At 69.0% G+C, this 23,303-nt stretch carries 25 protein-coding genes; 9 read left to right on the top strand and 16 right to left on the bottom strand.

The features are described 5' to 3' along the window. Positions 1 to 123: 123 nt before the first annotated feature. The gene (locus FZP69_RS14865; RefSeq protein WP_192918596.1) at positions 124 to 1,128 is read left to right on the top strand and encodes an LLM class flavin-dependent oxidoreductase; all 1,005 of its coding nucleotides are present in this window, start codon (positions 124 to 126) and stop codon (positions 1,126 to 1,128) included. 167 nt (positions 1,129 to 1,295) lie between these two features. Here FZP69_RS14865 and FZP69_RS14860 read toward each other — a convergent pair whose 3' ends face one another. The 3 genes from FZP69_RS14860 to FZP69_RS14850 form a co-directional block, all read right to left on the bottom strand. Then, positions 1,296 to 1,553 carry an MTH865 family protein gene (locus tag FZP69_RS14860; protein ID WP_152042178.1) on the bottom strand — a complete coding sequence of 86 codons (258 nt, stop codon included), beginning with the start codon at positions 1,551 to 1,553 and terminating at the stop codon, positions 1,296 to 1,298. Positions 1,554 to 1,666: 113 nt separating this feature from the next. After that, positions 1,667 to 2,353 carry a DUF7504 family protein gene (locus tag FZP69_RS14855; protein WP_152042177.1) on the bottom strand — a complete coding sequence of 229 codons (687 nt, stop codon included), beginning with the start codon at positions 2,351 to 2,353 and terminating at the stop codon, positions 1,667 to 1,669. After that, a complete protein-coding gene (locus tag FZP69_RS14850) occupies positions 2,350 to 3,243 on the bottom strand; it encodes a GAF domain-containing protein (RefSeq protein WP_192918595.1) in 894 nt (297 codons plus the stop codon). Before FZP69_RS14850 ends, FZP69_RS14855 begins: the two co-directional genes overlap by 4 nt. A gap of 309 nt (positions 3,244 to 3,552) precedes the next feature. On the opposite strand from FZP69_RS14850, the gene FZP69_RS14845 reads away from it, so the two are divergent. After that, positions 3,553 to 4,626 (top strand): M42 family metallopeptidase, encoded by a 1,074-nt coding sequence (locus tag FZP69_RS14845; protein WP_152042175.1) that lies wholly within the window; start codon positions 3,553 to 3,555, stop codon positions 4,624 to 4,626. A gap of 172 nt (positions 4,627 to 4,798) precedes the next feature. Next, positions 4,799 to 5,410 carry a halocyanin domain-containing protein gene (locus FZP69_RS14840; RefSeq protein ID WP_394350169.1) on the top strand — a complete coding sequence of 204 codons (612 nt, stop codon included), beginning with the start codon at positions 4,799 to 4,801 and terminating at the stop codon, positions 5,408 to 5,410. Between the two features lie 96 nt (positions 5,411 to 5,506). On the opposite strand, the gene FZP69_RS14835 is transcribed toward FZP69_RS14840, so the two are convergent. After that, positions 5,507 to 6,577 (bottom strand): glycosyltransferase, encoded by a 1,071-nt coding sequence (locus FZP69_RS14835; protein ID WP_152042173.1) that lies wholly within the window; start codon positions 6,575 to 6,577, stop codon positions 5,507 to 5,509. A gap of 125 nt (positions 6,578 to 6,702) precedes the next feature. On the opposite strand from FZP69_RS14835, the gene FZP69_RS14830 reads away from it, so the two are divergent. Further along, positions 6,703 to 6,948: a hypothetical protein gene (locus tag FZP69_RS14830; RefSeq protein WP_152042172.1), complete on the top strand. Its 246-nt coding sequence runs from the start codon at positions 6,703 to 6,705 to the stop codon at positions 6,946 to 6,948. Between the two features lie 38 nt (positions 6,949 to 6,986). Here the strand turns inward: FZP69_RS14830 and FZP69_RS14825 are convergent, their stop codons facing one another. The 6 genes from FZP69_RS14825 to FZP69_RS14800 form a co-directional block, all read right to left on the bottom strand. Beyond that, positions 6,987 to 7,604 carry a DUF420 domain-containing protein gene (locus tag FZP69_RS14825; protein ID WP_152042171.1) on the bottom strand — a complete coding sequence of 206 codons (618 nt, stop codon included), beginning with the start codon at positions 7,602 to 7,604 and terminating at the stop codon, positions 6,987 to 6,989. Between the two features lie 171 nt (positions 7,605 to 7,775). Beyond that, the gene (locus FZP69_RS14820) at positions 7,776 to 8,831 is read right to left on the bottom strand and encodes an NAD(P)-dependent glycerol-1-phosphate dehydrogenase (RefSeq protein ID WP_152042170.1); all 1,056 of its coding nucleotides are present in this window, start codon (positions 8,829 to 8,831) and stop codon (positions 7,776 to 7,778) included. 109 nt (positions 8,832 to 8,940) lie between these two features. After that, positions 8,941 to 9,597 (bottom strand): LysE family translocator, encoded by a 657-nt coding sequence (locus FZP69_RS14815; RefSeq protein ID WP_192918691.1) that lies wholly within the window; start codon positions 9,595 to 9,597, stop codon positions 8,941 to 8,943. Between the two features lie 151 nt (positions 9,598 to 9,748). Further along, a complete protein-coding gene (locus FZP69_RS14810) occupies positions 9,749 to 10,486 on the bottom strand; it encodes a TMEM165/GDT1 family protein (RefSeq protein ID WP_152042168.1) in 738 nt (245 codons plus the stop codon). After that, positions 10,486 to 11,196 carry a metal-dependent transcriptional regulator gene (locus tag FZP69_RS14805; protein WP_152043397.1) on the bottom strand — a complete coding sequence of 237 codons (711 nt, stop codon included), beginning with the start codon at positions 11,194 to 11,196 and terminating at the stop codon, positions 10,486 to 10,488. The genes FZP69_RS14810 and FZP69_RS14805 overlap by 1 nt, the downstream gene beginning before the upstream one ends. Positions 11,197 to 11,291: 95 nt before the next feature. Then, positions 11,292 to 12,452 carry a threonine synthase gene (locus tag FZP69_RS14800; RefSeq protein ID WP_152042167.1) on the bottom strand — a complete coding sequence of 387 codons (1,161 nt, stop codon included), beginning with the start codon at positions 12,450 to 12,452 and terminating at the stop codon, positions 11,292 to 11,294. Between the two features lie 213 nt (positions 12,453 to 12,665). Here FZP69_RS14800 and FZP69_RS14795 point away from each other — a divergent pair, with 213 nt between their 5' ends. Both FZP69_RS14795 and FZP69_RS14790 read left to right on the top strand, forming a co-directional pair. Next, the gene (locus tag FZP69_RS14795) at positions 12,666 to 12,860 is read left to right on the top strand and encodes a cold-shock protein (RefSeq protein WP_152042166.1); all 195 of its coding nucleotides are present in this window, start codon (positions 12,666 to 12,668) and stop codon (positions 12,858 to 12,860) included. 207 nt (positions 12,861 to 13,067) lie between these two features. Beyond that, positions 13,068 to 14,345 carry an NAD(P)/FAD-dependent oxidoreductase gene (locus tag FZP69_RS14790; protein ID WP_152042165.1) on the top strand — a complete coding sequence of 426 codons (1,278 nt, stop codon included), beginning with the start codon at positions 13,068 to 13,070 and terminating at the stop codon, positions 14,343 to 14,345. A gap of 55 nt (positions 14,346 to 14,400) precedes the next feature. On the opposite strand, the gene pdhA is transcribed toward FZP69_RS14790, so the two are convergent. The 6 genes from pdhA to FZP69_RS14760 form a co-directional block, all read right to left on the bottom strand. Beyond that, the gene (gene pdhA / locus FZP69_RS14785) at positions 14,401 to 15,486 is read right to left on the bottom strand and encodes a pyruvate dehydrogenase (acetyl-transferring) E1 component subunit alpha (RefSeq protein WP_152042164.1); all 1,086 of its coding nucleotides are present in this window, start codon (positions 15,484 to 15,486) and stop codon (positions 14,401 to 14,403) included. Positions 15,487 to 15,610: 124 nt separating this feature from the next. Next, positions 15,611 to 16,375 (bottom strand): metallophosphoesterase, encoded by a 765-nt coding sequence (locus tag FZP69_RS14780; protein WP_152042163.1) that lies wholly within the window; start codon positions 16,373 to 16,375, stop codon positions 15,611 to 15,613. 146 nt (positions 16,376 to 16,521) lie between these two features. Continuing rightward, positions 16,522 to 16,788, bottom strand: a complete 267-nt coding sequence (locus FZP69_RS14775) for a TrmB family transcriptional regulator (protein ID WP_240137644.1) — start codon at positions 16,786 to 16,788, stop codon at positions 16,522 to 16,524. A 114-nt stretch (positions 16,789 to 16,902) separates the two neighbouring features. After that, positions 16,903 to 17,703 (bottom strand): type II CAAX prenyl endopeptidase Rce1 family protein, encoded by an 801-nt coding sequence (locus FZP69_RS14770; RefSeq protein WP_152042162.1) that lies wholly within the window; start codon positions 17,701 to 17,703, stop codon positions 16,903 to 16,905. 96 nt (positions 17,704 to 17,799) lie between these two features. Next, positions 17,800 to 18,759 carry an NADPH:quinone reductase gene (locus FZP69_RS14765; RefSeq protein ID WP_152042161.1) on the bottom strand — a complete coding sequence of 320 codons (960 nt, stop codon included), beginning with the start codon at positions 18,757 to 18,759 and terminating at the stop codon, positions 17,800 to 17,802. 308 nt (positions 18,760 to 19,067) lie between these two features. Then, the gene (locus FZP69_RS14760) at positions 19,068 to 20,408 is read right to left on the bottom strand and encodes a RimK family alpha-L-glutamate ligase (RefSeq protein WP_152042160.1); all 1,341 of its coding nucleotides are present in this window, start codon (positions 20,406 to 20,408) and stop codon (positions 19,068 to 19,070) included. A gap of 159 nt (positions 20,409 to 20,567) precedes the next feature. On the opposite strand from FZP69_RS14760, the gene FZP69_RS14755 reads away from it, so the two are divergent. The 3 genes from FZP69_RS14755 to sucD all read left to right on the top strand — a co-directional run bounded on the left by FZP69_RS14755 (position 20,568) and on the right by sucD (position 23,095). Further along, positions 20,568 to 20,852 carry a hypothetical protein gene (locus tag FZP69_RS14755; protein WP_152042159.1) on the top strand — a complete coding sequence of 95 codons (285 nt, stop codon included), beginning with the start codon at positions 20,568 to 20,570 and terminating at the stop codon, positions 20,850 to 20,852. Positions 20,853 to 21,080: 228 nt separating this feature from the next. Further along, entirely contained in the window at positions 21,081 to 22,226 is a 1,146-nt protein-coding gene (sucC, locus tag FZP69_RS14750; RefSeq protein ID WP_152042158.1) for an ADP-forming succinate--CoA ligase subunit beta, read from the top strand. Beyond that, positions 22,223 to 23,095: a succinate--CoA ligase subunit alpha gene (gene sucD, locus FZP69_RS14745; RefSeq protein WP_152042157.1), complete on the top strand. Its 873-nt coding sequence runs from the start codon at positions 22,223 to 22,225 to the stop codon at positions 23,093 to 23,095. The genes sucC and sucD overlap by 4 nt, the downstream gene beginning before the upstream one ends. Positions 23,096 to 23,303: the final 208 nt, after the last annotated feature.

The raw sequence follows: 23,303 nt of genomic DNA, 5'->3' as shown, positions 1-23,303 counted from the left end.
ACGGGTGGTTCTCTCCCTCGATCTCCTCCTGCACGGCTGCACTGCCGGTGGTCACCTGCGACGGCCGCTCCCGTCCGTGTCGTGACCCGACATGCTAAGAGGTCGCGGGGAGCCTGTGCTGTTATGCCGAAGTTCGGGTTCTTCGCGTCGCTCGAAGAGTTCTCGCCCGCCGAGTGTCTCGATCAGGTCCTCCTCGCGGAGGATGCCGGGTTCGACAGCGTCTGGGTGAACGATCACTTCCACCCGTGGTTCGACCACCTCTCGGACGGCTCCGACGCCCACGGCGGGAACTGCTGGTCGTGGATGCCCGTGGCGCTGGACCGCACCGACGAGATCACGATCGGCACGGGCGTGACGGCCATTCTGGAGCGATACCACCCGGCGAACGTCGCTCACCAGCTCGCGACGCTCCTCGACCTCTACCCCGACCGGGTGTTCCTCGGTCTCGGGACGGGCGAGGCGCTCAACGAGACCCCCCTCGGCTACGACCGGCCACCGTACGTCGAGCGCGCGCGGCGGACCGCCGAGTCGATCCGGCTGATCCGCGCCCTCTTCGAGGGCGAGTTCGTCGACTTCGACGGCGACTACTGGACGCTCGACGGGGCGAACCTCTACACCGGTCCGGACGAGGCACCACCGATCCACGTCGCCGGGAACGGACCGACCTCGGCGTGCATGGCCGGCGATCTCGGTGACGGCTTCGTCACGGTGTACGAGGAGCCCGAGAAAGTCGCGAACGAGCTGTTCCCCGCCGTCGACCGCGGCGTCGAGAAGTCCGAGCGGAACACCGATCCCGGCGACGTCGAGCGGACGGTCCACATCCACGTCTCCTACGCCGACACGGTCGAGGCGGCGCTCGAACCCTGCAAGCCGTGGCGCTGTACGCTCCTCCCGATGGTGTTCGACGTCGACATCGCCGACCCCCGGTACCTCCAGCTACATGGCGACCGGGTCGGGACCGACTCTCTCGAGGACGCCTTCGTCGTCACCGACGACCCGCAGGACCTCCTCGACGTGACACGGACCTACGTCGACGTGGGCTTCGACCACGTCGTCTTCCAGAGCTCCAGCCCCGACCAGGGGCAGTTCTGTGAGGCCGTCGCCGAGGAGGTCATGCCGGCGTTTTGAGTCGACCGCACGGCTGACTGACGAGGTGTCGGCCACGAACGCTCACGTCGAGGTCTCATCCAGGAACGCTCACGTCGAGATCTCACCCAGGAACGCTCGCGTCGAGCGGTCTCCCGGCCGCGCAGTCGTGGCGACGGGTCGGTCTCCTGGTGTAGGATCCGGCGGCTTCAGATCATGCCTTCCGACTTCAGCGCGGCGATGACGTCGTCGACCAGCTCGTCGAGCGTCGCGTACGGGAACTCCTGGTGTCCGCTGAGGTTGGCGGCGAGCTCCATCGCGGAGAAGGAGACGTCGCCGGCCTCGAACGTCGTTCCGGGACCGTCGGGGAGCGCAGGGACCAGATCCATCTGGTTCTCAACGGGGAAGTCGGCACTGCCGAACGCCTCTTCGAACTGTGCACGGAGTTCGGCTTCGACGTCAGTCATGGATGCACACTCCCTCATGAGGTGCAAAAACGTTCCGGAACGGGCGCTCGACCGACGACGTCCCGTCCCGGCGGCCGGGGAGCGGCCGAACCGACCACGACGGGACGACGGTGTCAGACCGGGGTCCACTCCGTGGGCTGATCGGACAGACCCGAGACGCGCACCTCTCGGGTCCCGTCGTCGGCCAGTCGGACGTCGACGGCGGCGTCGAACGGCTGGGTGACGACGCTCGCGACCCGCTGGTCGTGCATCTCGGGATTGAAGACGAAGACGCCGAGCTGGCCGGTCGACCGGAGCCGTCCGGTGAACGTGTGGAGGAACCGGTAGACGGTCTGGACGTCGTCGGCGTACATCAACAGCGTCGAGACGGAGTCGAGCCCGACCCGGAGCCGTCCGCGCGGTCCCTCGGTGAACGAGCGCGCGAGCTTCGAGTACTGGATGCCCAGACCGGTCAGGTCGTCGGGTCCCGAGACACAGACACCCGCACCGAGTTCGTCGGGTTCGCGCGCCCGGCCACCATCGCAGCTGACGACGGCCAGCCGCGAGGCGGACGCGTCGGTGAGCTCGGTCCAGCGGTCGGCGGTCCGCCTCGACGTGTCGTCGGTGTCGATCAGCAGTGTGCCGCCGGCGTTGCGCGGAACCGGCGAGAGCAGCCTGAGCGCGAGATCGCCCGGCGCGGCGGCCGAGTCGCCGCGGACGACGACGGAGGTGCCGTGTGCCACGGGACGGAGCGGGAGGTCCGGGTCGAACTCGTACCGGCTGTCCGGCGTCGTCGCGTCGGTGCCGAACTCCGCGCTCACCGTTCGGCCCTCCCGACTGTGGTCAGCCGCCTCCTGAGTTCGAGCTGTTCGGACGTCTCCGCCGCGTACAGCCGCAACGTCGCCCGTTCCTCGTCGGTGTACGTCCGCGGCTCGTCGTCGAGCACACAGAACATCCCGACTGCCTCGCCGTTCGGTCCGGTCAGTCGCGCCCCGGCGTAGGAACGGATGCCGAGGTCGTCGAGCAGGTCGTTCGTCTCGAACAGCGGATCCTTCCTGACGTCCTCGATGACGGTGACGTCCTCTTCGAGGATGGCGTAGGTGCAGATGGTTCGCTCGCGCGGGATCGACTCCCAGTCCCCGCCGTAACACGAGAGGAACCGTTCCTCGTGGGCGTCGACGAGTCCGACGAACGCGAACCGCACCCCGAACTGGCGGGCAGCCAGCTCCGTCAGCCGGTCGAACGTGTCGGCCGTCGCCAGCCCGTCGACGTCGTACGCCGCCAGCGCCGCGAGCCGCTCGTCCTCGTCGTCGGGGAGCGGGTAGGCGGTGTGCGTCCGGGCGGTCGTGATGCTCGTGACGAGATCGGGGAGGTAGTCGTACTCCGCGTCGTCCTTCTGGAGGTGGTCGACGACGGCGCCGGCCGTTCTCTGCGTGTCGATCTCGTCGAACGGGACGTCGGTGAAGAGGACACAGCCCGCGTCGGGGTGTCGCTCCCGGACGGCCGCGACGACGTCCAGCCCGGTCCCGTCCGGCAGCCGGTACGCGGTCACGACGCAGTCGACCACTGTCGACACGATCGCCTCCTCGGCCGCGGCGACCGAGTCGACTCCCGTGGCTGTCAGTCTCGGTGTCGATTCGAACGCCTCGATCGTGCGGTCGCGGTCGGCGTCGTCGGCGTCGACGCAGAGGACGGTCGTCCGTTCGGTCATCGTCCAGCTCTCGCCTCCTGGACGCCAGCAGTGAGCCATCGAGTGACGAGGCGACGGCAGCGTCGCACGCTCCCGTACGGCCCTCGCTCCTTCGTCGTCATTGACGGGTGACGGGTTGGTGGTCGGTCGAATAAACGTTCGGTGTCGGTTATCACAGACGAAATCGGGGACCGTCGTGCGATGGTACGGACGATCTCCCGGACGCCGAGACGGCGCTGCAACCCCTCGAAAGTCCACTCCGTCGACACATCGCCCGTCCCACTCGCCGACGGTGCCGGGAGTTATATCCGACGCCGTCGACCGAAGGATATGGAAGACGACACCCCGGCGGCGTTCGACTTCGATCTCCTCCGGGAACTCACGGAGAGCGACGGCGCGCCGGGCTACGAGGACGCGGTTCGTGCGGTCGTCCGTCGCGAACTGGCGGCGGCGACGGACGAGGTGCGGACGGACGCGATGGGCAACGTCGTCGGCACGCTCGCCGGCGAGGGCGAACACCGTGGGTACGAGGTCGTCGTCGCCGCCCACATGGACGAGATCGGGTTCATGGTGCGACACGTCACCGACGAGGGGTTCCTCCAGCTGGACGCGCTCGGCGGGTGGGATCCACGGGTTCTCCGTGCACAGCGGGTTCGTGTCCACACGCGTGAGGGACCGCTTACCGGCGTCATCGGCTCCGTCCCGCCGCACACGCTGACCGACGAACAGAAGGAGAAGGACCCGACGGTCGCCGACGTCCACGTCGACCTCGGTCTCCCGAGCGAGACGGTCGACGAGCGGGTGTCGATCGGCGACGTCGTGACGATGCGACAGACCACGATCCGGATGGGCGACCACGTCACCGGCAAGGCGCTCGACGACCGCGTCTGCCTGCTCGCGATGATCGAGGCGGCCCGCCGGCTCTCGGATCCAGCGGTGACCGTCCACTTCGTCGCCACGGTTCAGGAGGAGGTCGGACTGCGCGGGGCGCAGGCGGTCGGCGTCGACCTCGATCCGGACCTCGCGATCGCGCTCGACGTCACGGTCGCGAACGACGTCCCCGCGTTCGACGCGGCCGACTACGTCACCGAACTCGGCGACGGGGTCGCGGTGAAGCTGAAGGATTCGAGCGTCATCACGAACCCGAAGGTGAACCGACGGCTCCGCGACCTCGCCGACGCCGAGGGCATCGCCCACCAGCTCGAGGTGCTCCCCGCCGGCGGGACGGACACGGCGAACCTCCAGCGCGCGGGCGGGCCCGTCCCAGTCGGGGCGCTGTCGGTGCCGACCCGGTATCTCCACACGCCGACCGAGTCCGTCCACGTCGCCGACGTCGCGGCGACCGTCGATCTGCTGTCGGCGTTCCTCGGGACGGAGACGGGCGAGCACGACTACTCGCTGTAGTCGCCGCTGTGCGGCCCGGCTGGGACCCACGCCCTCCCGACCGGCACTCCCGTGGGTGGAACCGACGGACGCGAATCAAAGAACCGACGGACGCGAATCAAAGAACCGACGGACGCGAACCAAAGTATTCACTACAGGCGGCGCCATAGGCGCGGGTATGAGCGACACGCAGATGTCGCGGCGAGCGTTCCTGACAGCCGCCGGCGGGACGGCGGCCGTCGCGGGTGCGTCGGGGAGTGCCGCGGCACAGACGACAGAGCCGGACTTCGGTGGCTACCTGGACGGTATCGACGGTGGCTACGAGGACCTCCGTGGGCAGAGTGAGGTGACCGTCGATGTCGGGGCAGAGGGCAACGGCGGCGCGCTCGCGTTCGCCCCGGCGGGTATCTGGGTCGACCCCGGCACCACCGTCGTCTGGGAGTGGACTGGCGAGGGTGGCGGTCACAACGTCATCACCGAAGAGGGCCCGGCGTCGCTCGACAGCGGTGCCGCGGTGTCCGAGGCGGGGACGACGTTCGAACACACGTTCTCCGAAGAGGAGACGGGCATCACGAAGTACTACTGCTCGCCCCACCAAGCGCTCGGGATGCTCGGCGCGGTCGCCGTCGGGAGCGACATCCCCACCGTCGAGACGGGCGGCGGTGGCGGCGGGAGCAGTCGTCCGCAGGTCCCCGAGAGCGCCAAGACCCTCGGCGTCGCCACCACGTTCGCCATGATCGCCACGCTCGGCCTCGCCTTCTTCTTCCTCAAGTACGGCGGCGACTACGAGACGCCCGACGAGTAGGCCGACACGGGCGATCCGTCGCGGTCGCGGTCACGTGGGTGAGCGGGGTCCGTTCTCGAACATCCCCTCGTGCTCGACACGACCCCGGCCGTCGGCTCAGAACAGTCCGAACGAGAACCCGTGGTCGTCGATCGCCGCGCGGTAGATCTCGAGGTAGCGGTCGAGGACGGCGTCGTGATCGTACTCGTCGTACGCCCCGTTCACGGTTGCGTCCCCGTCGTCCGTGGCGTCGACGATGGCGTCGGCCAGCTCCTGCGGCGAGGTGACGCGCCGTCCCCGGGCCGCCCCCGTGACGAGTTCGTGTGCGCTCGATCCGGCCTGGTACTCGACGAGACCGACGCATCCGCAGGCCAGTGCCCAGAGCAGTTCGGTCGCGAACGGTTTCTGCTCGGCCGTCTGGGCGAACACCCGTGCCCCCTTCAGGATCGGGACGAACTCTTCGGGTGGGAGGTCGCCGAGGAACGCCACCCGGTCGTCGATACGGAGGTCGGCAGCCATCTGCTCGGCCGCCGCCCGGCGCGGCCCGTCGCCGATGATCGCGGCGCGCCACCGACGCGTTCGGAGTTCCGCGAGCGCGAGGAGCACCGACTCGACGTTGGCCGTCTCGTCGAGGTCGTTGGCGTAGACGACGTCGGCCCGCCGATCGACGGGGGCGTCGCGGACGAGGTCGATGTCGATGCTCTCGGGGACGGTCCGGACCTCCTCCGCGGTCGCCCCGTGTTCACGGACCTGCGTCCGGATCAGTTCCGACGGGACGAGCACCCGCGACGCCGCCCGGACCGCGCGTTTGTACCCCACCCAGTCGTCGGCAGGGTCGTCACACCACCAGTCGACGACGAGGGGGATCCGCCGGAGTCGACACGCCGTCTTCGCGGCCGTCACGTGCCCCGGCGGGCTGTTGACCGCCTGGACGATGTCGGGGTTCACCTTCGCGAGGTGAAGCGGGAGCTTCGAACCGAACGATCCAGGTGCGGGTCCGTCCGTGATCGCGCGGTAGGTCACGTCGTTCTGTTCGAACTCGGGGATGGTTCCCTCCCACCAGCGGGCACAACAGACCGTCACCTCGTGACCCCGGGCGGCGAGCCCCTCGGCGACCCGTCGCGTCCGCTCTGTCGCACCGGTCTCGCGGTGTTGCGCCGTCAACATCGAGACCAGGGCGACGTGCATAATCTCGGAGCGAGCGTCCGACGTAATAAATCCTACCGGAAGCCGGCCAGCGGGTCGGTGGTCTCGCGGCCGACGGACGGCCGAGCGGCCACACGCGTTATGTCGGTTCGGTCGAAGGGGAACGTATGGACGCGGACGCCGAGGAGCCGAGCGTGGACTCGACCGGGGCCGGACGACGGTTCGCCTCGTGGTACGGCGAGTGGTATCTGACGCTCTACGGGCTCGTCGCGGTCGCCGTCGTTCTCGGCGCCGGGTACGGATACGTCTCGGGAGCGCTCAGCTGGTGGAACGCGGGGGGAATGATAGGAACGCTCGCCGCGCTGACGGGGTTCATCTGGTGGCGGCGTGGCGTCGACCCCGCCTTCGAGTGAGCGGCGTCCGGAAGAGGGGCCGGCGTCGTCGATCCGCGTCAGAGCCCGACCGGGAGCAGGAGCGCCTCGACGAACCGCCAGTCGTAGACGTGATTGAGCAGCAGGTACGTGACGACGCCGAGCGACAGCGAGAGGATCCACGCGCCCGCGGCGACGCGACCCACTTTCCGGTGGGTTCCCATCGCTCGGAGCTCGTCGGGGGTGTGGGTGACGCCGAGGACGAGCGCGTGGAGGACCACGGGGACTGACACCACCGAGAGGACGATGTGGACCGCGAGCATCGCGAGGTAGCCGTAGTACACCAGCTGGGGACCGACGAACTCCTTGGTGCCGCCGCCCCCGATCTTCGTCAGGTAGAGCACGAGGAAGACGAGGATGAGCCCGAACGCTCCGCTCATGGAGGCGGCGTGTTTGCGGACCTCGCCGCGGCGAATGAACCGCCAGCCGGCGATCAGAAGCAGCGTCGCGATCGTGTTGATGACGGCGATGGCGTCGGCGAGGCGATTGACCTGCGCGAGCGTCAGTTCCGGGAACAGTGAACGGGGGACGTACCCCAGGAAGGTGCCGATGACGAGGGCGTACCCCACCACCGAGAGCACCGCGGTCACGACTGCGGGGTGTTCTCTGATGGGCCCGCGCACGCTGGCTGTTGCCATAGACGGGGCTTGGGACGGGGTGAATATCCGTGTTCGGGTTCGTCCGCACACGAAGGTTCATACGCGATGACGGAACCAGACCGTTCGATGCTGTGACCGACTCCACACGGCGGGCCGCGGGAGTCCGACACGACGCCGTGTGTGCCGGCAGTGTCGGCTGTCAGCCCCAGCTCAGCTCTCGACGACGCCGGTTACCCGTGCGACCTCCCTGGCGGCGTCTTCGCTCATCCCGTCGCCGAGGATGGTGTAGCGGTCGCGGATGGTGTGGGCGGTGGTGAGTGCCTCGATCACCGTCTCGTCAGCGACACCGAGCCCCCGTGCGGTCGTCGGCGCGTCGATCCGGTCGAGCGCGTCGCGGATGTTCCGCCACTGTCCTTTCTCGCCGCTGTGGAGGTACTCGGTCATGATCGCACCGACACCCACCTGGTGGCCGTGTAACGCCGTGTTGGGAACGAGCCGATCCAGCTGGTGCGAGAAGAGGTGTTCGGCCCCCGACGCGGGCCGTGAGGAGCCGGCGATGCTCATGGCGACGCCGGAAGAGACGAGCGCCTTCACCACGACCCAGGCGGACTCTTCGAGCCCCGGCTTGATCGAGTCGGCGCTGTCGACGAGCATCTCGGCGGTCATCTCCGAGAGCGCACCCGCGTACTCGGAGTATTCGACGTTCTTCAGCCGGTGGGCGAGCTGCCAGTCCTTGACGGCAGTGTAGTTGGAGATGATGTCCGCACAGCCGGCGGTCGTGAACTCCCACGGTGCCTGCGCGAGGAGCGCCGTGTCGGCGACGACCGCGAGCGGGGGATCCGCCGCGACCGAGTGGCGCGTGTCGCCCTCGGGGATCGACGACCGACCCGAGACGATGCCGTCGTGACTCGCCGCGGTCGGAACCGAGACGAAGCCACAGTCGACCCGTTCGGCGGCCATCTTCGCGATGTCGATCGCCTTCCCCCCGCCGAGGGCGATGATGAAGTCGACCCCTTCGGCTCCGGCCGTCTCGGCGACCGCCTCGACGCTGCCGAAACTCGCCGTCTCGACGGTCACTGTATGTGGTTCGACGTCGAACTGCGCGCGGAGCCGGTCGCCGGCCAGCCGCTCGGGCGTCGGGCTCGTGACCAGCAGTGGCCGTCCGGAGAGGTAGAGGTCGTCGACGGCCGCACCGACCTGGTCGATGACGCCGTGGCCGACCACGACGTTCCGCGGGAGTTTGATCCACGTCGACTTGTCGAACATGTCCCCGTATCCACGCCCGCAGGTCATAGGACTTCTCACTACGGGACCGGCCGCACGACCGCTGGAGAGCACCCGCTCGACTCCGCGGCCGGATCTATGGCGAACCGGATCAGAGGAGCGTCGTCGCGGCGTCGGCGAGAAACAGCAGGCCGAAGCCGCAGAGGACGAGCGCCGACAGCGCCGTCACGACGGGGGCGACCGCCTCGACGCGACGTTCGGCCGTCACGAGCGCCGCCGGGAACCCCGTCACCCAGACGAGGATGCCGCCGAAGAAGCCGACGACGAGCGCCGGACTCCCCTTCTCGACGACGAGCAGTCCGGCGAGGTCGCCGCCGACGTACGGCGTCTGCGCGAGCACGTCGAACCGCCCGGATTCGAGGAGTGCGACGCCGATCGTGAGCCAGAAGAGGATCTGGTACGGATTGGTGATCGCGAGCACGAACGCCTTCCGAAAGCCGGCACTCGCCTCGCCACCGTCGGTGGCGGTGGCCCCGCTCGGATCGAACGTCTCGCCGATCTCGCGGGCCGCACCGTACGCGAAGTAGAGCATGAGCAGTCCGCCGACGCCGACCATCACCCCGCGGACGGTGGGAAACCGTTCGACGAACGCCACGACGCCGACGAGCGAGAGCACGAAGAAGGTCGCGTCGGCGGTCATCGCCCCCAGGCCCGCCCGAAACCCGGCGGTCCACCCGCGAAGGACGCTCTCCTCGGCGATGACGGCGTTCATCGGTCCCGGCGGGGCGGCCAGGGCGAGGCCGAACACCACGCCAGCGCCGGCAGAGACGAACACGTCGGACATCGCTCGTTCGTACTGGGTCGTCGGCTAAAAACCCTCGACGTTCGCGCATCTGTCGGCTATCGACGTTCACACGGCTCGACGGTGGTGGAGCGAGCCCGTGTGGACGTGCCTCGCGTCACACCAGCGCGAGGATGGCGTCCGCGGCCGCCGAGACGACGGTCTCCCACACCGAGAAGCCGGTGGCCATCGCGAGCACCGTGTCGGCGGCGAAGAACCCGAACAGCGCTGCGCCGAAGAGGTGTGCCTTCCGCACGTCGAACCGGTGGGAGAAGCGGTGGAAGACGTACGCGTTGGCGAGGCTCACCGGAACGATCGCCAGCATCTCACCGGCCCAGATACCCGGGTGAGCGCCGTACTGGACGGCGAGACCGATCGTCACGAGCTGCGTCTTGTCGCCGAACTCGCCGACGGCCATCATCGTGAAGATGGGGACGAAACTCCCGAAGGCGTCGAGGTCCCGCCCGAACACCGTCGGTGGGGTGACGTCGACGAAGCCCCCGTCGGTCTCGGCGCTGGCGTCGAACGCCGCACTCTCGGCGCTCTCCGATCCGTCGGGGCCGACGCTCGTCTCGCCGGGCTCGGGGGCCGACCGGACGAGCAGCACTGCGAAGAGCACGAACAGGACGACCGTGATCCCGTCGAGGACGACGGTCGGGAGCGCCCCCTTCAGCGCCGCGCCGAACCAGATCTCGAGCGCGGTCCACCCCGCGAACGCCGTCCCGGCCGCGGCGACGACCACCTTCGGGTCGTACCGCGTCGAGAGACCGGCGATGATGAACTGCACTTTCTCGCCCGGCAGCACGGCCAACTGTGCGGCGAACGCGACGGCGGCGACCTCGACGAATCCGGCCATCACCCCTCGACCTCCCGACGAGATCGATCCTCCTCGTCGTCCTCTTCGGCGATGGCTCTGACCCGGATCGACCGCGCTACCGACTCGGGAAGCGACTGTTCGCGACCCCCTTCGCTCACGCGGACGGTCACCATTCCGAACGGGGCCACGTCGACGACCTCGACCCGTGTCCCCGGTGTGATACCCGCGTCGGCGAGGTATTCGAGCTCCTCCTCGTCGCGGTCGGAGACGCGTGTGACCACGACGACGTCGCCGACACCGTGTTGGTCGAGCGGCGTCGAGTCGTCGGCCTCGAGGGGGGTGAGGTCGGCGCTCGGGATCGGGTCGCCGTGTGGGTCGACCTCGGGATCGCCGAGTGCCTCGGCGACCCGACGCTCGAACTCCTCGGAGATGTGGTGTTCGAGCGCGTCGGCCTCGTCGTGCACCTCGCTCCAGTCGTAGTCGAGGTGTTCCGCGAGGTACGCCTCCAGCAGCCGGTGGTGTCGGATGACCTCGAGAGCGACCGTCTCACCCTCGCGCGTCAGCTCGACTCCCTTGTACTTCTCGCGGGAGACCAGTCCACGCTCCTCGAGTTTGCCGATCATGCTCGTCACCGTCGGCGGAGTCTTGCCCAACAGGTCGGCGATAGCCGACGTCGAGACCGGCGGCCCCCCCTCCGCCTGAAGCGTGTAGATCGACTTCAGGTAGTCCTCCATCACGTCGCTGAGCACGTCGGACTTCGCCATCTCGAACGGAGGTACGAGATGTCGTGAAAAGAAAGTTTTGTCCGTCTAAATCCACTCCCGGGTGAGGTCGAAACGGATCGTCAGATCCCCTGCCCCATCAGGTGCGAGCGGAGGATGTCGGCCGTCTTGACGCCCGACTCCGTGTTGACGACGACCAGCGTCGCGTCGCCGTCGAACTCGTCGGCCAGCGCGTCCGCGGCGGCCGCGGCGGCGCCGCCAGCGGCCCCGACTTCGAGCGCCGCGCCCTGGGCGGCGGCGACCGCGCTCCCGAGGATCTCCTCGTCGTCGACCGTCACCACGCGCCCTCCGGTTTCGGAGACGGCCTCGACCGCGAGGTCCCCCCCGGCAGGGTCGGGGATCTCCAGCTCCCCCACGATCGTGTCCGGGTGCTCCCACGTCTCGACGGGGCCGCCCGACTCGAACGCAGCCGCGATGGGTGCACAGCCGCTGGCCTGTGCGGCGATCACCCGGGGGAGGTCGTCGACGAGACCGAGTTCGCGCAGGTCGCGGAACCCCTCGACGAGGCCGTACACCACCTCACCGGTGCTCGCCGGGACGAACACAGCGTCGGGTTCGCCGACCTCCCCGACCAGTTCGTAGGCGAGCGTCTTGTACCCCTCGTGGCGGACCGGCGTGTCGAACTCCTGCAGCGTGAACCACGACGATTCGAGCTGTGAGTGCAGCGCGTCGAGCGCGTCGGGGTACCTGCCTCCCGCGACGCGCATCTCGCCGCCGTGGACGTTGGTCATCGCCTTGTTCGGGAAGGGTGCCCTGGACGGGACGAACGCGTACGAGCGGATACCCGCCCGGGAGGCGTACGCCGCGCCGGACTGGCCGCCGTTCCCGGGCGAGGCGTGGGCGACGAGGTCGGCGTCGGCTTCGGTCGCGGCCGTGACGGCCAGCGAGAGGCCACGGTCGAGCACCGTCCCGGTCGGGTTTCGTCCCTCGTCCTTGACGAGGAGCGACCCGACCCCCAGTTCCTCGGCAAGCGCCGGCGCGCCGACCAGCGGGGTGCCGCCTTCGCCGGCGCTCACACCCGACGCGAACGGGAGCAACTCGGCGAAGGCCCACATCGAGCGGGCGTCCGCGAGCGTCGTTCGCGTCCAGTCGACCGCGTCGTAGTCGTACACCGGGTTCAGCGGTGCGCCCGCGTCGCTCCGTCCCGTCCACGTCGCCTCCGGCGGTCGTTCCTCGCCGGTCGCCGTACAGCGTAGCGCCCGAAACGCGTCGCTCTGCTCCATGGCCGAGGGTACGACCCGACGGGGGAATCCCTTCCGGTCCGGTCCTGTTCGGTCGGCCCCGGTGCTGTTCGACCCCGCGTCATCGACGCGACCGGTCGACCACGGCATCGACGCGAGACCGTCCGAATACAGCACGGTGACGCACACCGTGGCGGTGGTGGTACCACGACCCTCGCAAGCCTTAACCCCGGACGCCATCTCCTTTCAGAGGCAATGGCGACCGGAACGGTAGACTTCTTCAACGACACGGGCGGTTACGGTTTCATCAACACTGACGACGCTGACGACGACGTCTTCTTCCACATGGAGGACGTCGGTGGTCCGGACCTCGAGGAGGGCCAGGAGGTCGAGTTCGAGATTCAGGATTCGCCGAAGGGTCCCCGCGCTGCGAACCTCGTTCGGCTGTAAGGCGACGCAGTTCTGCGGGTTTATTACGACCGCGAGTGACGACTCCGTCCCGAACGTCTCCATCTGGACGCACACGGGATCCGGTGCGATCGGTTCGACGGGTCTCCTCGGCCGACCACGACCGGACTCGCTTCGTGAACGCCCTTGCTCTCCTTTCGACCGTCGGGGAGACGCAGTTCCTTTGTAACCGCCCGCCGAAGCCGACCCATGAACGGAGCACGCGTCGTGGTGTGCGGGGCAGGACTGGCCGGACTGGTCGCCGCCCGTCGACTCGCGGCCGCCGGTGCCGACGTCACGCTGTACGAGGAGCGCGAGGAGGTCGGCGGCCGCGTCCGGTCGCGTGAGTACGAGGGGTTCACGCTCGACCGCGGCTTCCAGGTGCTGTTCACCGCCTACCCCGCCGCCCGCCGGGAGCTCGACCTCGACGCGCTCGATCTACAGCCGTTCACGCCGGGGGCGGTCATCGCCCGCCCGGGCGAACGCTCCGTGCTCTCCGATCCGCTGCGGGATCCGTTCTCGCTCTTCGAGTCGCTGTTCAACCGCGAGGTGACGACGAGCGACAAGCTCCGGACGCTGGCGCTCAGACAGCATCTCGGGACGTACGCACTCGACGAGTTCTTCTCGGGGCCCGACGCCAGCATCCGCGACTATCTCCGCGACTGGGGCTTCTCTGACAGCTACGCCGAGAACTTCGTCGCGCCGTTCTACGGGGGGATCACGCTCGACCGGTCGCTGTCGACCTCCAAGCGCGTCTTCGAGTACACCTTCCGGATGCTGAGCGAGGGCCGGACTGCCGTCCCGGCCGCCGGGATGGGCGCGATTCCGGACCAGCTGGCCGCGAGCGCCCGAGACGCTGGCGTCGAGTTCGAGACCGGTTCGACGGTCGACGGCGTCGAGGACACCGACGACGAGGCACGGGTCACCGTCGACGGCGAGTCAATCGAGGCAGACGCCGTCGTCGTCGCCACGGATCCCCGGACAGCGGCGGAGCTGACGGGCGTCGAGTCGATCCCGACACGAGCACGGCCGTCGACCACGCAGTACTACCGACTGCCCGGCGGAACCGATCTCGGCACGAAGCAGCGCATCCTCCTCAACGCCGACTCCGCCCGACCGAACGCGGTCGTCCCGCTCTCCGACGTCGCGCCCGACTACGCTCCCGACGACGCCGAACTCCTGAACGCGACGTTTCTGGGCGAGGAGCCGCTGTCGATGGACGACGCCGACCTCGCCGACGCGACCCGGACGGCGCTCTCGTCGTGGTTCCCCGAACGGGAGTTCGGGCGGCTCGAACCGCTCGCGACGGACCGGATCGAGTTCGCCCAGTTCGACCAGCCGCCGGGCATCCACGACACGCTGCCCGACGTCCGCGCTCCGGACGGGGGAGTCTACCTCGCCGGCGACTACACCCAGTGGTCCGCGATTCAGGGCGCGCTGGAGAGCGGGCGCGTCGCGGCGGACGCGGTCGAGACAGACCTCTCCTGACTCTCCGGGGCGTCCTCCTCCGCGGCCCGGCGGGCCGTCACGGACGCGGCGCGCGTCACTCGCGCAGGAAGGCGTCGTGGCCGTGTTCCTCGAGACGCCGCTCGAACGCCGCACGCTGGGCGTCGATCTCGGCCGTGGAGTCGGCGAAGGCGTCGTCGAACATCGCGGTGGGGTCAGCCTCGAACGACTCCGCCTCGTCGACGAGGGTCGCGACCGTCTCGCGTGCCTCGGCCTCGATCTCCTCGACGACCGTGTCGTCGACGAGACCGCGGTCGCGGAGGAACCGTTCGTACCGCTCCAGGGGATCGCGCTCGCGCCACCGCTCGACCTCCGCCTCGTCGCGGTACGCGCTGGGGTCGTCCGCCGTGGTGTGTGCGCCGTAGCGGTACTGCACGGCCTCGACGAGCGTGGGACCACCTCCGTCACGGGCGCGTTCGACTACCTCCGCTGTGACGCGGTACGTGGCCAGGGGGTCCATCCCGTCGACGCGGACCGACTCGATCCCGTACGCGTCGGCCTTCTCCGCGAACGTCCGCGAGGCCGTCTGTCGCTCCGCAGGGTGGGAGATCGCCCAGCCGTTGTTGTTGCAGAAGAGCACGCAGGGGACGTCGAACACGCACGCGAAGTTGGCCGCCTCGTGGAAGTCGCCCTCGGAGGTCGCGCCGTCGCCGAAGTGACAGACGACCACCGTGTCGTCACCCTTCAGCTTCGCACCCCAGGCCATCCCGACAGCGTGAGGGATCTGATCGGCGATGGTGATGTTGAGCGGCGCGACGTGGTCGTCGACGAGCGCGGCGTTGCCGTGTTCGTGGCCCATCCAGTAGAGGAGGTACGCCGAGGAGAGCCCCCGAACGGCGACGGCACCGTGTTCTCGGTACTGGTAGACGATCCAGTCGTCTTCGCGGAGGGCGTGGGTCGAGCCGACCTGCGAGGCCTCCTGTCCGACCGCCGGGGCGTACGTCCCCATCCGGCCCTGGCGCTGGAGGCTCACCATCCGCTCGTCGAAATGCCTCGTCAGGCGCATGTCTCGGTAGATCGCCAGCAATCGGTCGTCGGTGAGGTCCGGGACTTCGCCGACGACCCGTCCGTCGGCGTCCAGCGTTCGAACGAAGTCGGCGTCGTCGTAGTGATCCACGCGCACGTGTGCTGGTGAGTCGGCTGGATATTGAACGTTCGGCTCGTCGGAGGTGGTCCGCAGCCGTGGCTCTTCCGGGGGTCTGCCAGTCGGTGACGGACTCGCGTGCTACGCGCCGACTGCCGCCCGCTCACAACAGCCGTCGGAACCGTCCCAGGGGTGGAAACCACAGCGCCTCCGCCGTCGACTGGTCCCACACGATCGGTCGGAGCGCGTCGGCATCTCGCACCAGCGGCGACTGGAAGTCACGGCTCCGCATCCCGTTGACCGCGACGCCGGCGGCCACGCGGGTGAAGGCGGGGAGCATCAGGAGGTCCCCGCCGCGATAGACGCCCTCGCCGTAGAGGAAACACGGTCGCTTCTGGCCCTCGATCGTGATCGCGGGGTGGTCGTGGCCGACGACGTACAGCGCGGGGGTGGCGTCGGCCGTCTCTGTATCGGCGTCGTCGCCCTCGCCACCACCAGCCCCGGTCTGCCCAGTCTCGACGGGCTCTTCGTGACCGTGGCAGACGACCACGTCGCCCTCGCCGCCGTCGACCACGTACGCGTCGTGGATCGGGCCGTCCCAGACGGTCGACAGCACGCCGTCGTGGTTGCCGGCGACCATCACGGGCCGTGCGCCGGCGTCGCGGCACACCTCGGTGAGCGTCGTGAGCGTCTCGCGCGCGCCGCTCCCGACCCGCCCGAACTCGTGGAGCACGTCGCCCGCGAACACCACCTGCTCGGGGGCGAACGCATCGACGGCCCCTCCGAGTCGCTCAACGAGGTCCGCTCCCTCGCCGAGCGGGGCGTTCACGTCGGAGGCGTCGGCCCGTCCGACGTGGAGATCGGCGACGACGAGCGTCGACGACAGGGGGACGTAGAGGGACCGATCGTAGAACGCGACGTGGAACACGGCACAGGGTTGGAGAGGGCGGACAAAAACCGCGCGGTCGATCCGGCAGGAAGACGTGCGGGACGAGACGGTAGGTGGGCGCAGCCGACGTGCGGGACGGGAGTCGACGACGGCCCGGACACGACGAGGATCGGACGTCGACCGACTCAGGCCGTGCTGACCGCGTCGCCGTCGCGGACGACGAGGTCGTACTCGCCGAGCGTCTGCAGGATGCTGAACAGCGTCAGCTTGGGCATCCGGAGCGCGGTGCCGAGTTCGTCGACGGTCGCGGTGCCGCGGGTGTCGAGGTAGAAGTAGACGAGCTTGGCCTGCGCCGACGTGACGCGCTCGGGGATCCGGAGCGTCTCGATTGGCGTGCGGTTCTGCCGGCCGAGTTCGGTGGCGGGGTTCGCCTCGAGTGCCTGGGTTGACATCTTGTGAGGAACGACGACGGCAACCAGTATAAAAAGCCGCCGTCGTTCTCAGCACCGGAGAAACGAGTCGTTCGAATGACATTCGTCACCGGCGACGCGTCGGCACCGACGCCGCTACCGTCGGCGGCGGACCAGCCAGTAGTCGGTCGCGACGAGGGCAGCCAGCGCGACGATGGCGGTCGCCCACAGCACGGGAGCGGGGTCGGCGAACGCCGAGAGACGGCCGGACGCCGCTAACGCACGCGTCACGCCCGTCAGTGCGAGGGCGTTGTGGAAGGCGACTGTCGCGTAGAGGTCACGGCTCACCACGAAGACGAGACTCGTGACCACACCGACGCCCGTGAGCAGCACCACCATCGCCGGCGTGTCGAACGGTGGGCTGTGCGCGACGTGGTAGAGCCCGAACGCGACGCTCGCGGTCACGACCAGACACGCCATCGCGGCGACCCGCCCGACGCGCGGCTGGATCGCCCGCTCGACGGCCACACCGAGGACGACCCAGCAGACCACGATCTCGGCGATCGAGACGACGAGCGTCTGTGCGAATGCGTTCGTGACGACCAGCGGATCGGTCGTGGGGGGCGACTGTGCGAGGTACGCGCCCGCGCCGAGACCGAGCGCGACGACGACGCCCACGACCGTCCGTACAGGTCGACGGAAGCCGACACGCGCCGGGTCTGTACGGAGACGGTTCCTGACGATCCAGAGGCCCAACACGGTGCCGAGCAGCACGTTCGCCACTATGGCGTACAGGAGCCGGTCGACGATCGCCTCGGGACGGAGGAGCGTCAGGCGCGCGCCTTCGAGAACGTACGTGGCGAGCGTCCAGGTGAGCACGAGCGCGAGCGCAGCGACGACCGGGTGGTCGACGACCGATCGAGCGAACCAGCTGCGGCGTCTGGTGAACGTGTTCATGTCGAGGAGTACGCACACGGAGCGCTTCGTTTGGCGCGTCGCTTCTCGGGCGATGAGAACAACAGGGCGTCGACGGGACGAGCCGTCGCCCGTCACTTACGGCGTGATGACGAGTTTGCCGAAGACCGACTCCTCCATCACGGCTCGCTGCGCCTCGGCGGCCTCGTCGAGATCGTACGTCCGCTCGACGGCGATCTCGACGTCGCCCTCGCCCATGAGGTAGGCGACGCCCGCGAGCGGGTCGGCCAGCCGCGGCGTGTTGTACATGCTCATGAACTGGTAGGAGACGTCCTTGCTCCGGGCGACGCCGTCGTTCGAGAAGCCGACCACGGGGTCGTTCTCGCCGATCCCGACGACGCGACCGCCGGTGGCCGCGACCTCCGCGTCGAACTGGAGGTAGTCGTCGAGGCGGTGGTCGACGACGACGTCGACGCCGCCGGTCTCGTCGACGACGGCGTCGGCGAGGTTCTCGTCCGCGTAGTCGAAGACGGCGTCGGCACCCAGGTCGGCGAGACGGTCGTGGTACCGGGGGGCGGCGGTCGCGAGGACGTGTGCGCCGGTCGCGGCGGCCAGCTGGACCGCGGCGTGACCGACGCCGCCGGAGCCGCCGTGGATCAGGACCGACTCGGCGGGTTCGAGGCCGGCGTGGTCGATCAGCGCCCGCCACGCGGTGACGGCGACGACGCCCGCCCCGCCCGCGGCGACGAGGTCGACGCCGTCGGGGAGGTGCGCGAGGCGATCCTCGGGGACGGCGGCGTACTCGGCGTAGCCACCCATGTGGTTCATTCCCAGCCCCGTCCCGACCACGCGGTCGCCGACGGCGTAGTCGTCGACCCACTCCGACACGGCGACCACCTCGCCGGCGGCGTCGACGCCGGGGATCATCGGGAGCGTGAACGGCTCGTACGATCCCTCGCGGAAGTAGGTGTCGACGGGGTTGACGCCCGCCCCCGCGACCTCGACGACGACGTCGTGACCGGTCGCCTCGGGGCGCTCTACCTCCTCCACCTGGAGCACGTCGGTGCCACCGTACTCGTGAAAGCGCACTGCCTGCATGACGCCGGAGCACACGTCGTCGACGGCGATAAAACCGGGACTACCGGAAAGTCACGGTCGCGCCCGCGTGACCGAGTCGCTGACCGAACGCGTGTCCGGGCTGGCCGAACGACTGTGTCGGCGGATACGTCACACGAAACGAGGGTCACTCGCAGGGGGAGAGGGGAGAATCGAGTGACGCCTCGACCACGATATCTGACGTGTAACTACTCAAACGTTTCGATCCGCCCGGTCCGAGCGGCCCGGTCACTCGATCCGGGCCACCCGGTCGCACGCCCCCGACGCCCGTGACCCGGACCGTCCAGTCGTCACTCCTCGCCCTCGTCGTCGAGCGGGTAGGTGCTTGGATCCTCCACCCGGCGCGAGATGTCGAGGAAGTAGTGCTTCAGGACGTCACGACCGATGAGGACCGGGTGGGACATGTGGCTCCGATCGACGATGTTCGCGGCGACGGTGTGCTGGGTGCCGCCGATGCCGATCACGAGGTCGACGACCGGGCGCGACTGGCCCTTCGTCGCGCTGCCGCTCCTGACCGTGGAGACGGTGTGGATGGGCCCTGCGCCGATCTCGGCCGCGAGGTGGAGGTCGATGCTGGTCCGTGCCGCGCCCGAGTCGGCCTTGCCGACGACGGTCTTCGTCCCGGCGGTGCCGGAGACGACGACTCGTTCCGTGAAGCCGATGACCGGCGGCTCCTCGAAGTCGGTCGCCTGCGGCCGTGGCATGCACGACGGCGGGGAGTCGTCGAGCGTGGTGGCGAGGTCGCGTACTCGGTCGGCGTCGACGTCGACGCCTACGTGCCGGAGTGCGAGCGCCGCGATGTGTGGAGCGGGGCTCACCCCCGTCGCCCGGTAGAGGCCCCGGAACCCCGCGGTCGGGTTCACCTCGAGGACGTACCAGCCGGCGTCGCCCTCGATGAGATCGACGCCGGCGTAGTCGAGGCCGACGGCCGACGACGCCCGGAGTGCGATCTCCTCCGCCCGTGCGGGGAGCGACGCCGTGGCGTCTTCGACTTCGCCGCCGAGGTGGACGTTGGTCCGCCAGTCGTGGTCCGTGGCGTAGCGGAACATGGCGCCGACGACCCGGTCGCCGACGACGTAGACCCGGAGATCGCGCGGCGGCTCCCGCGAGCCGACGAACTCCTGGAGGAACGCTCGACGTTTGCCCACTCTCGCGGTCAGCACGTCGTCGGTGTCGACCTTCCACGCGCCGCCACCGTGGGTGCCGATGGCGGTCTTGTACACCGCCTCCGGACCGAACTCCCGGCTGTGTGCGTTGAGGTTCGCTCCACTGAGCGCGAGCAGGGTCTTCGGGACGGGGAGCCCCTCGCGGGCGAGGAGCGACGCTGTCGCCAGCTTGTGGGCGGCCACGGCGGTCGCCTCGGGCGGGTTGAGGATGGGTCGCTGTGCGGCCACGGTCCGGGCGATCCCGAGTTCCTCGGTCGGCTGGTCCGTGTTCGAGAGGAGCAGTCGGTTCGCTACCACGTCGACGTCCGGTTCGAGACGGACGTCCCCGTCCTCGATCCGGACGACTGTGTTCTCCTCTCTGAGCCACGCCGGTTCGTGACCGAGTGCCTCGACGGCGTTGCAGATCGCCTTCGACTCCTTGCTGTCGTGGAGCGCCAGCACGCCGACCCGGACGGGAGACGTCATGACAGTAGTGTGACGGCCGAGGGGCGAAAGCGTACCGGCGAAGGCGTGGGACGACTGTACACGACTACCATGCTCGTCGTCGAGTGGCCGCTCCGTCTCGAAGCGGTCGTTTCGCCCCGAGGTGAAAACGCATTAGTCCACCGGGGAACACGGAGAGATATGCGCCTCGTCCGGGTCGGAATGTCGTGTTTCGGTGTCGGGCTGTTCGTCGCGAGCGTCGCGGCCGTCGCGTTCGGTGTCACGTTCGGCTGTACCGAGGTCTTCTGCGAGAACCCACCGCTGGTGCTGGCGCTCAGGGGCGTCTCCCTCTCGGGGGTCGCGGTGTTCGACGGCTGCAACACCTGTCAGCTCAATCCCGCCGTCGTCGGTGGTGCCGCGCTCTCCGCCCTCGGGGTCGTCGTCGGGGGCGTCGGCGTCGCCGGCGATCTCCGCGCCGCCGACTGACGAGGCATCGGACGCGGCGTCGTTCGTGGTCTCCGACCACCGATGACTGATGTGGGGGCGACTTCGGGTCGCAGTGTCCCTTCGACGGGGACCGGCACGGCGAACGGCTACCAGCTCGGTTTCGGTCCTGGACGAACTGGATACACGTTTTCGAGTCAATCCTCGTGCGGGCGTCACACTCACCCGAACCGGCGGGATTTAAGCGTCGGCCTGTCCCGGTCACAGACGATGCGACTACACGAGTACCAGGCGAAGGAGGTCTTCGCCGACGCCGGGATTCCCGTACCCCAGTCCCGACTCGCCTCGAGCGTCGACGAGGTGGTAGCGGCGGTCGAAGAGATCGGCTTCCCCGCCGCGATCAAGGCGCAGGTCCACGTCGGCGGCCGCGGCAAGGCCGGCGGCATCAAGATCGCGTCGACCGTCGAGGAGGCGCGCCAGTACGCCGACGAGATCCTCGGGATGGATCTCAAAGGCTACCGCGTCGATCGCGTGCTGGTCGAGGCGGGCGTCGACTTCGAAGACGAACTCTACGTGGGTGTGACGATGGACCGCGGCGAGGGCCGCCCCGTCGCGATGGTCTCCGAGCAGGGCGGCGTCGACATCGAGGCCGTCGCCGAGGAGGACCCCGAGGCCATCGCCCGCGAACACGTCGATCCGGCGTTCGGGATGCATCCCTACCAGGCACGCAAGGCAGTGTACGGGGCGGGCATCGACCGCGACATCGCGCGGTCGGTCTCGAGCGTCCTGACGACGCTGTACGACCTCTGGGAGGCCAACGACGCCTCGGACGCCGAGATCAACCCGCTGATGGTCACCAGTGAGCGAGAGGTGATCGCCGCCGACGCCGTCCTCAACGTCGACGACGACGCCCTCTTCCGCCACCCACGACTGGCGGAGATGGAAGACGAGGCCGCCGGCGACGAGCTGGAGGCGAAGGCGAACGAGTACGGCTTCGACTACGTCCGGCTCTCCGGCAACGTCGGCATCATCGGCAACGGTGCGGGCCTCGTCATGACGACGCTCGACCTCGTCGACTACTACGGGGGAGAACCCGCGAACTTCCTCGACATCGGGGGCGGTGCCAAGGCCGAGCGCGTCACGAACGCCCTCGACATGGTCTTCTCCGACCCGAACGTCGACAGCGTGGTGTTCAACATCTTCGGCGGCATCACGCGGGGTGACGAGGTCGCCCGGGGGATCAACGAGGCGCTCGAGGCGTTCGACGAGATCCCCAAACCCGTCGTGGTCCGCCTCGCGGGGACCAACGCCGAAGAGGGAATGGAGATCCTCAACACCGAACTGGTGCAGGTCGAAGAGACGCTCGAAGACGCGGTGCAGCGTGCGGTGAAGAACGCCGAGGAGGTCAACCAATGAGTATTCTCGTCGACGACGACACGCGAGTCGTGGTACAGGGGATCACCGGCGGTGAGGGGTCGTTCCACACCGACCAGATGATCGAGTACGGGACGAACGTCGTCGCCGGCGCGGTCCCCGGCAAGGGCGGGCAGGAGGTCGCGGGCGTCCCCGTCTACGACACGGTTCACGACGCCGTCTCCGAGGAGGACGCCGACGCCTCTGTCGTCTTCGTCCCGCCGGCGTTCGCCGCGGACGCGCTGTTCGAGGCGCTCGACACCTCGCTCGACCTCGTGGTCGCGATCACCGAGGGCGTCCCGACGCAGGACATGGCGAAGGTCTACCGCAGACTCGGCGAGACCGACACCCACCTCATCGGCCCGAACTGTCCGGGCATCATCACACCGGGCGAGGCCAAACTCGGCATCTTGCCGGGCAACATCTTCTCCAGCGGCGACGTCGGTCTCGTCTCCCGATCTGGCACCCTGACGTACCAGGTGGTCGACAACCTCACCCAGCGCGGGATCGGTCAGACCACCGCCGTCGGCATCGGCGGCGACCCGATCATCGGGACGTCGTTCGTCGACGCCCTCGAGCTGTTCGAGGCCGACACCGACACCGAAGCCGTCGTGATGTGCGGCGAGATCGGCGGCGAGGACGAGGAACAGGCGGCACAGTTCATCGCCCAGCAGATGGACACGCCCGTCGCCGGCTTCATCGCCGGCCGTACGGCCCCGCCGGGCAAGCGCATGGGGCACGCCGGTGCCATCGTGAGTGGGAGCGGCACGGGAACCGCCCAGTCGAAGATCGAGGCGCTCAACGACGCCGGCGTCCCCGTGGGCGACACCCCCGAGGAAGTGGCCGACCACATCGAAGGCTTCCTCTCCTGACGCCGCCGGTCCGGTCGGCACGGCCTTCTCGGCTCTGCCGACATCTCCGGTCGGTGGGTCGTTCGGGGAGACGTACCGAACGCGGCCGTCTCGACGACGGTAGCCGCGGTCACCTGCGGGCCGGTCTCGGGGAAAGCGCCGCGCCGTCTCGTCGGTGTCTCTCTGAACTGGTAACCCGGTCGAGACTGCGACGGATCGGTGACCGATA

Source organism: Salinigranum salinum (genome assembly GCF_009176545.1).
Lineage (GTDB): Archaea > Halobacteriota > Halobacteria > Halobacteriales > Haloferacaceae > Salinigranum > Salinigranum salinum.
The sequence above is the reverse complement of the archived record's forward strand: the minus strand, read 5'-3'. Positions and strand labels throughout refer to the sequence as shown.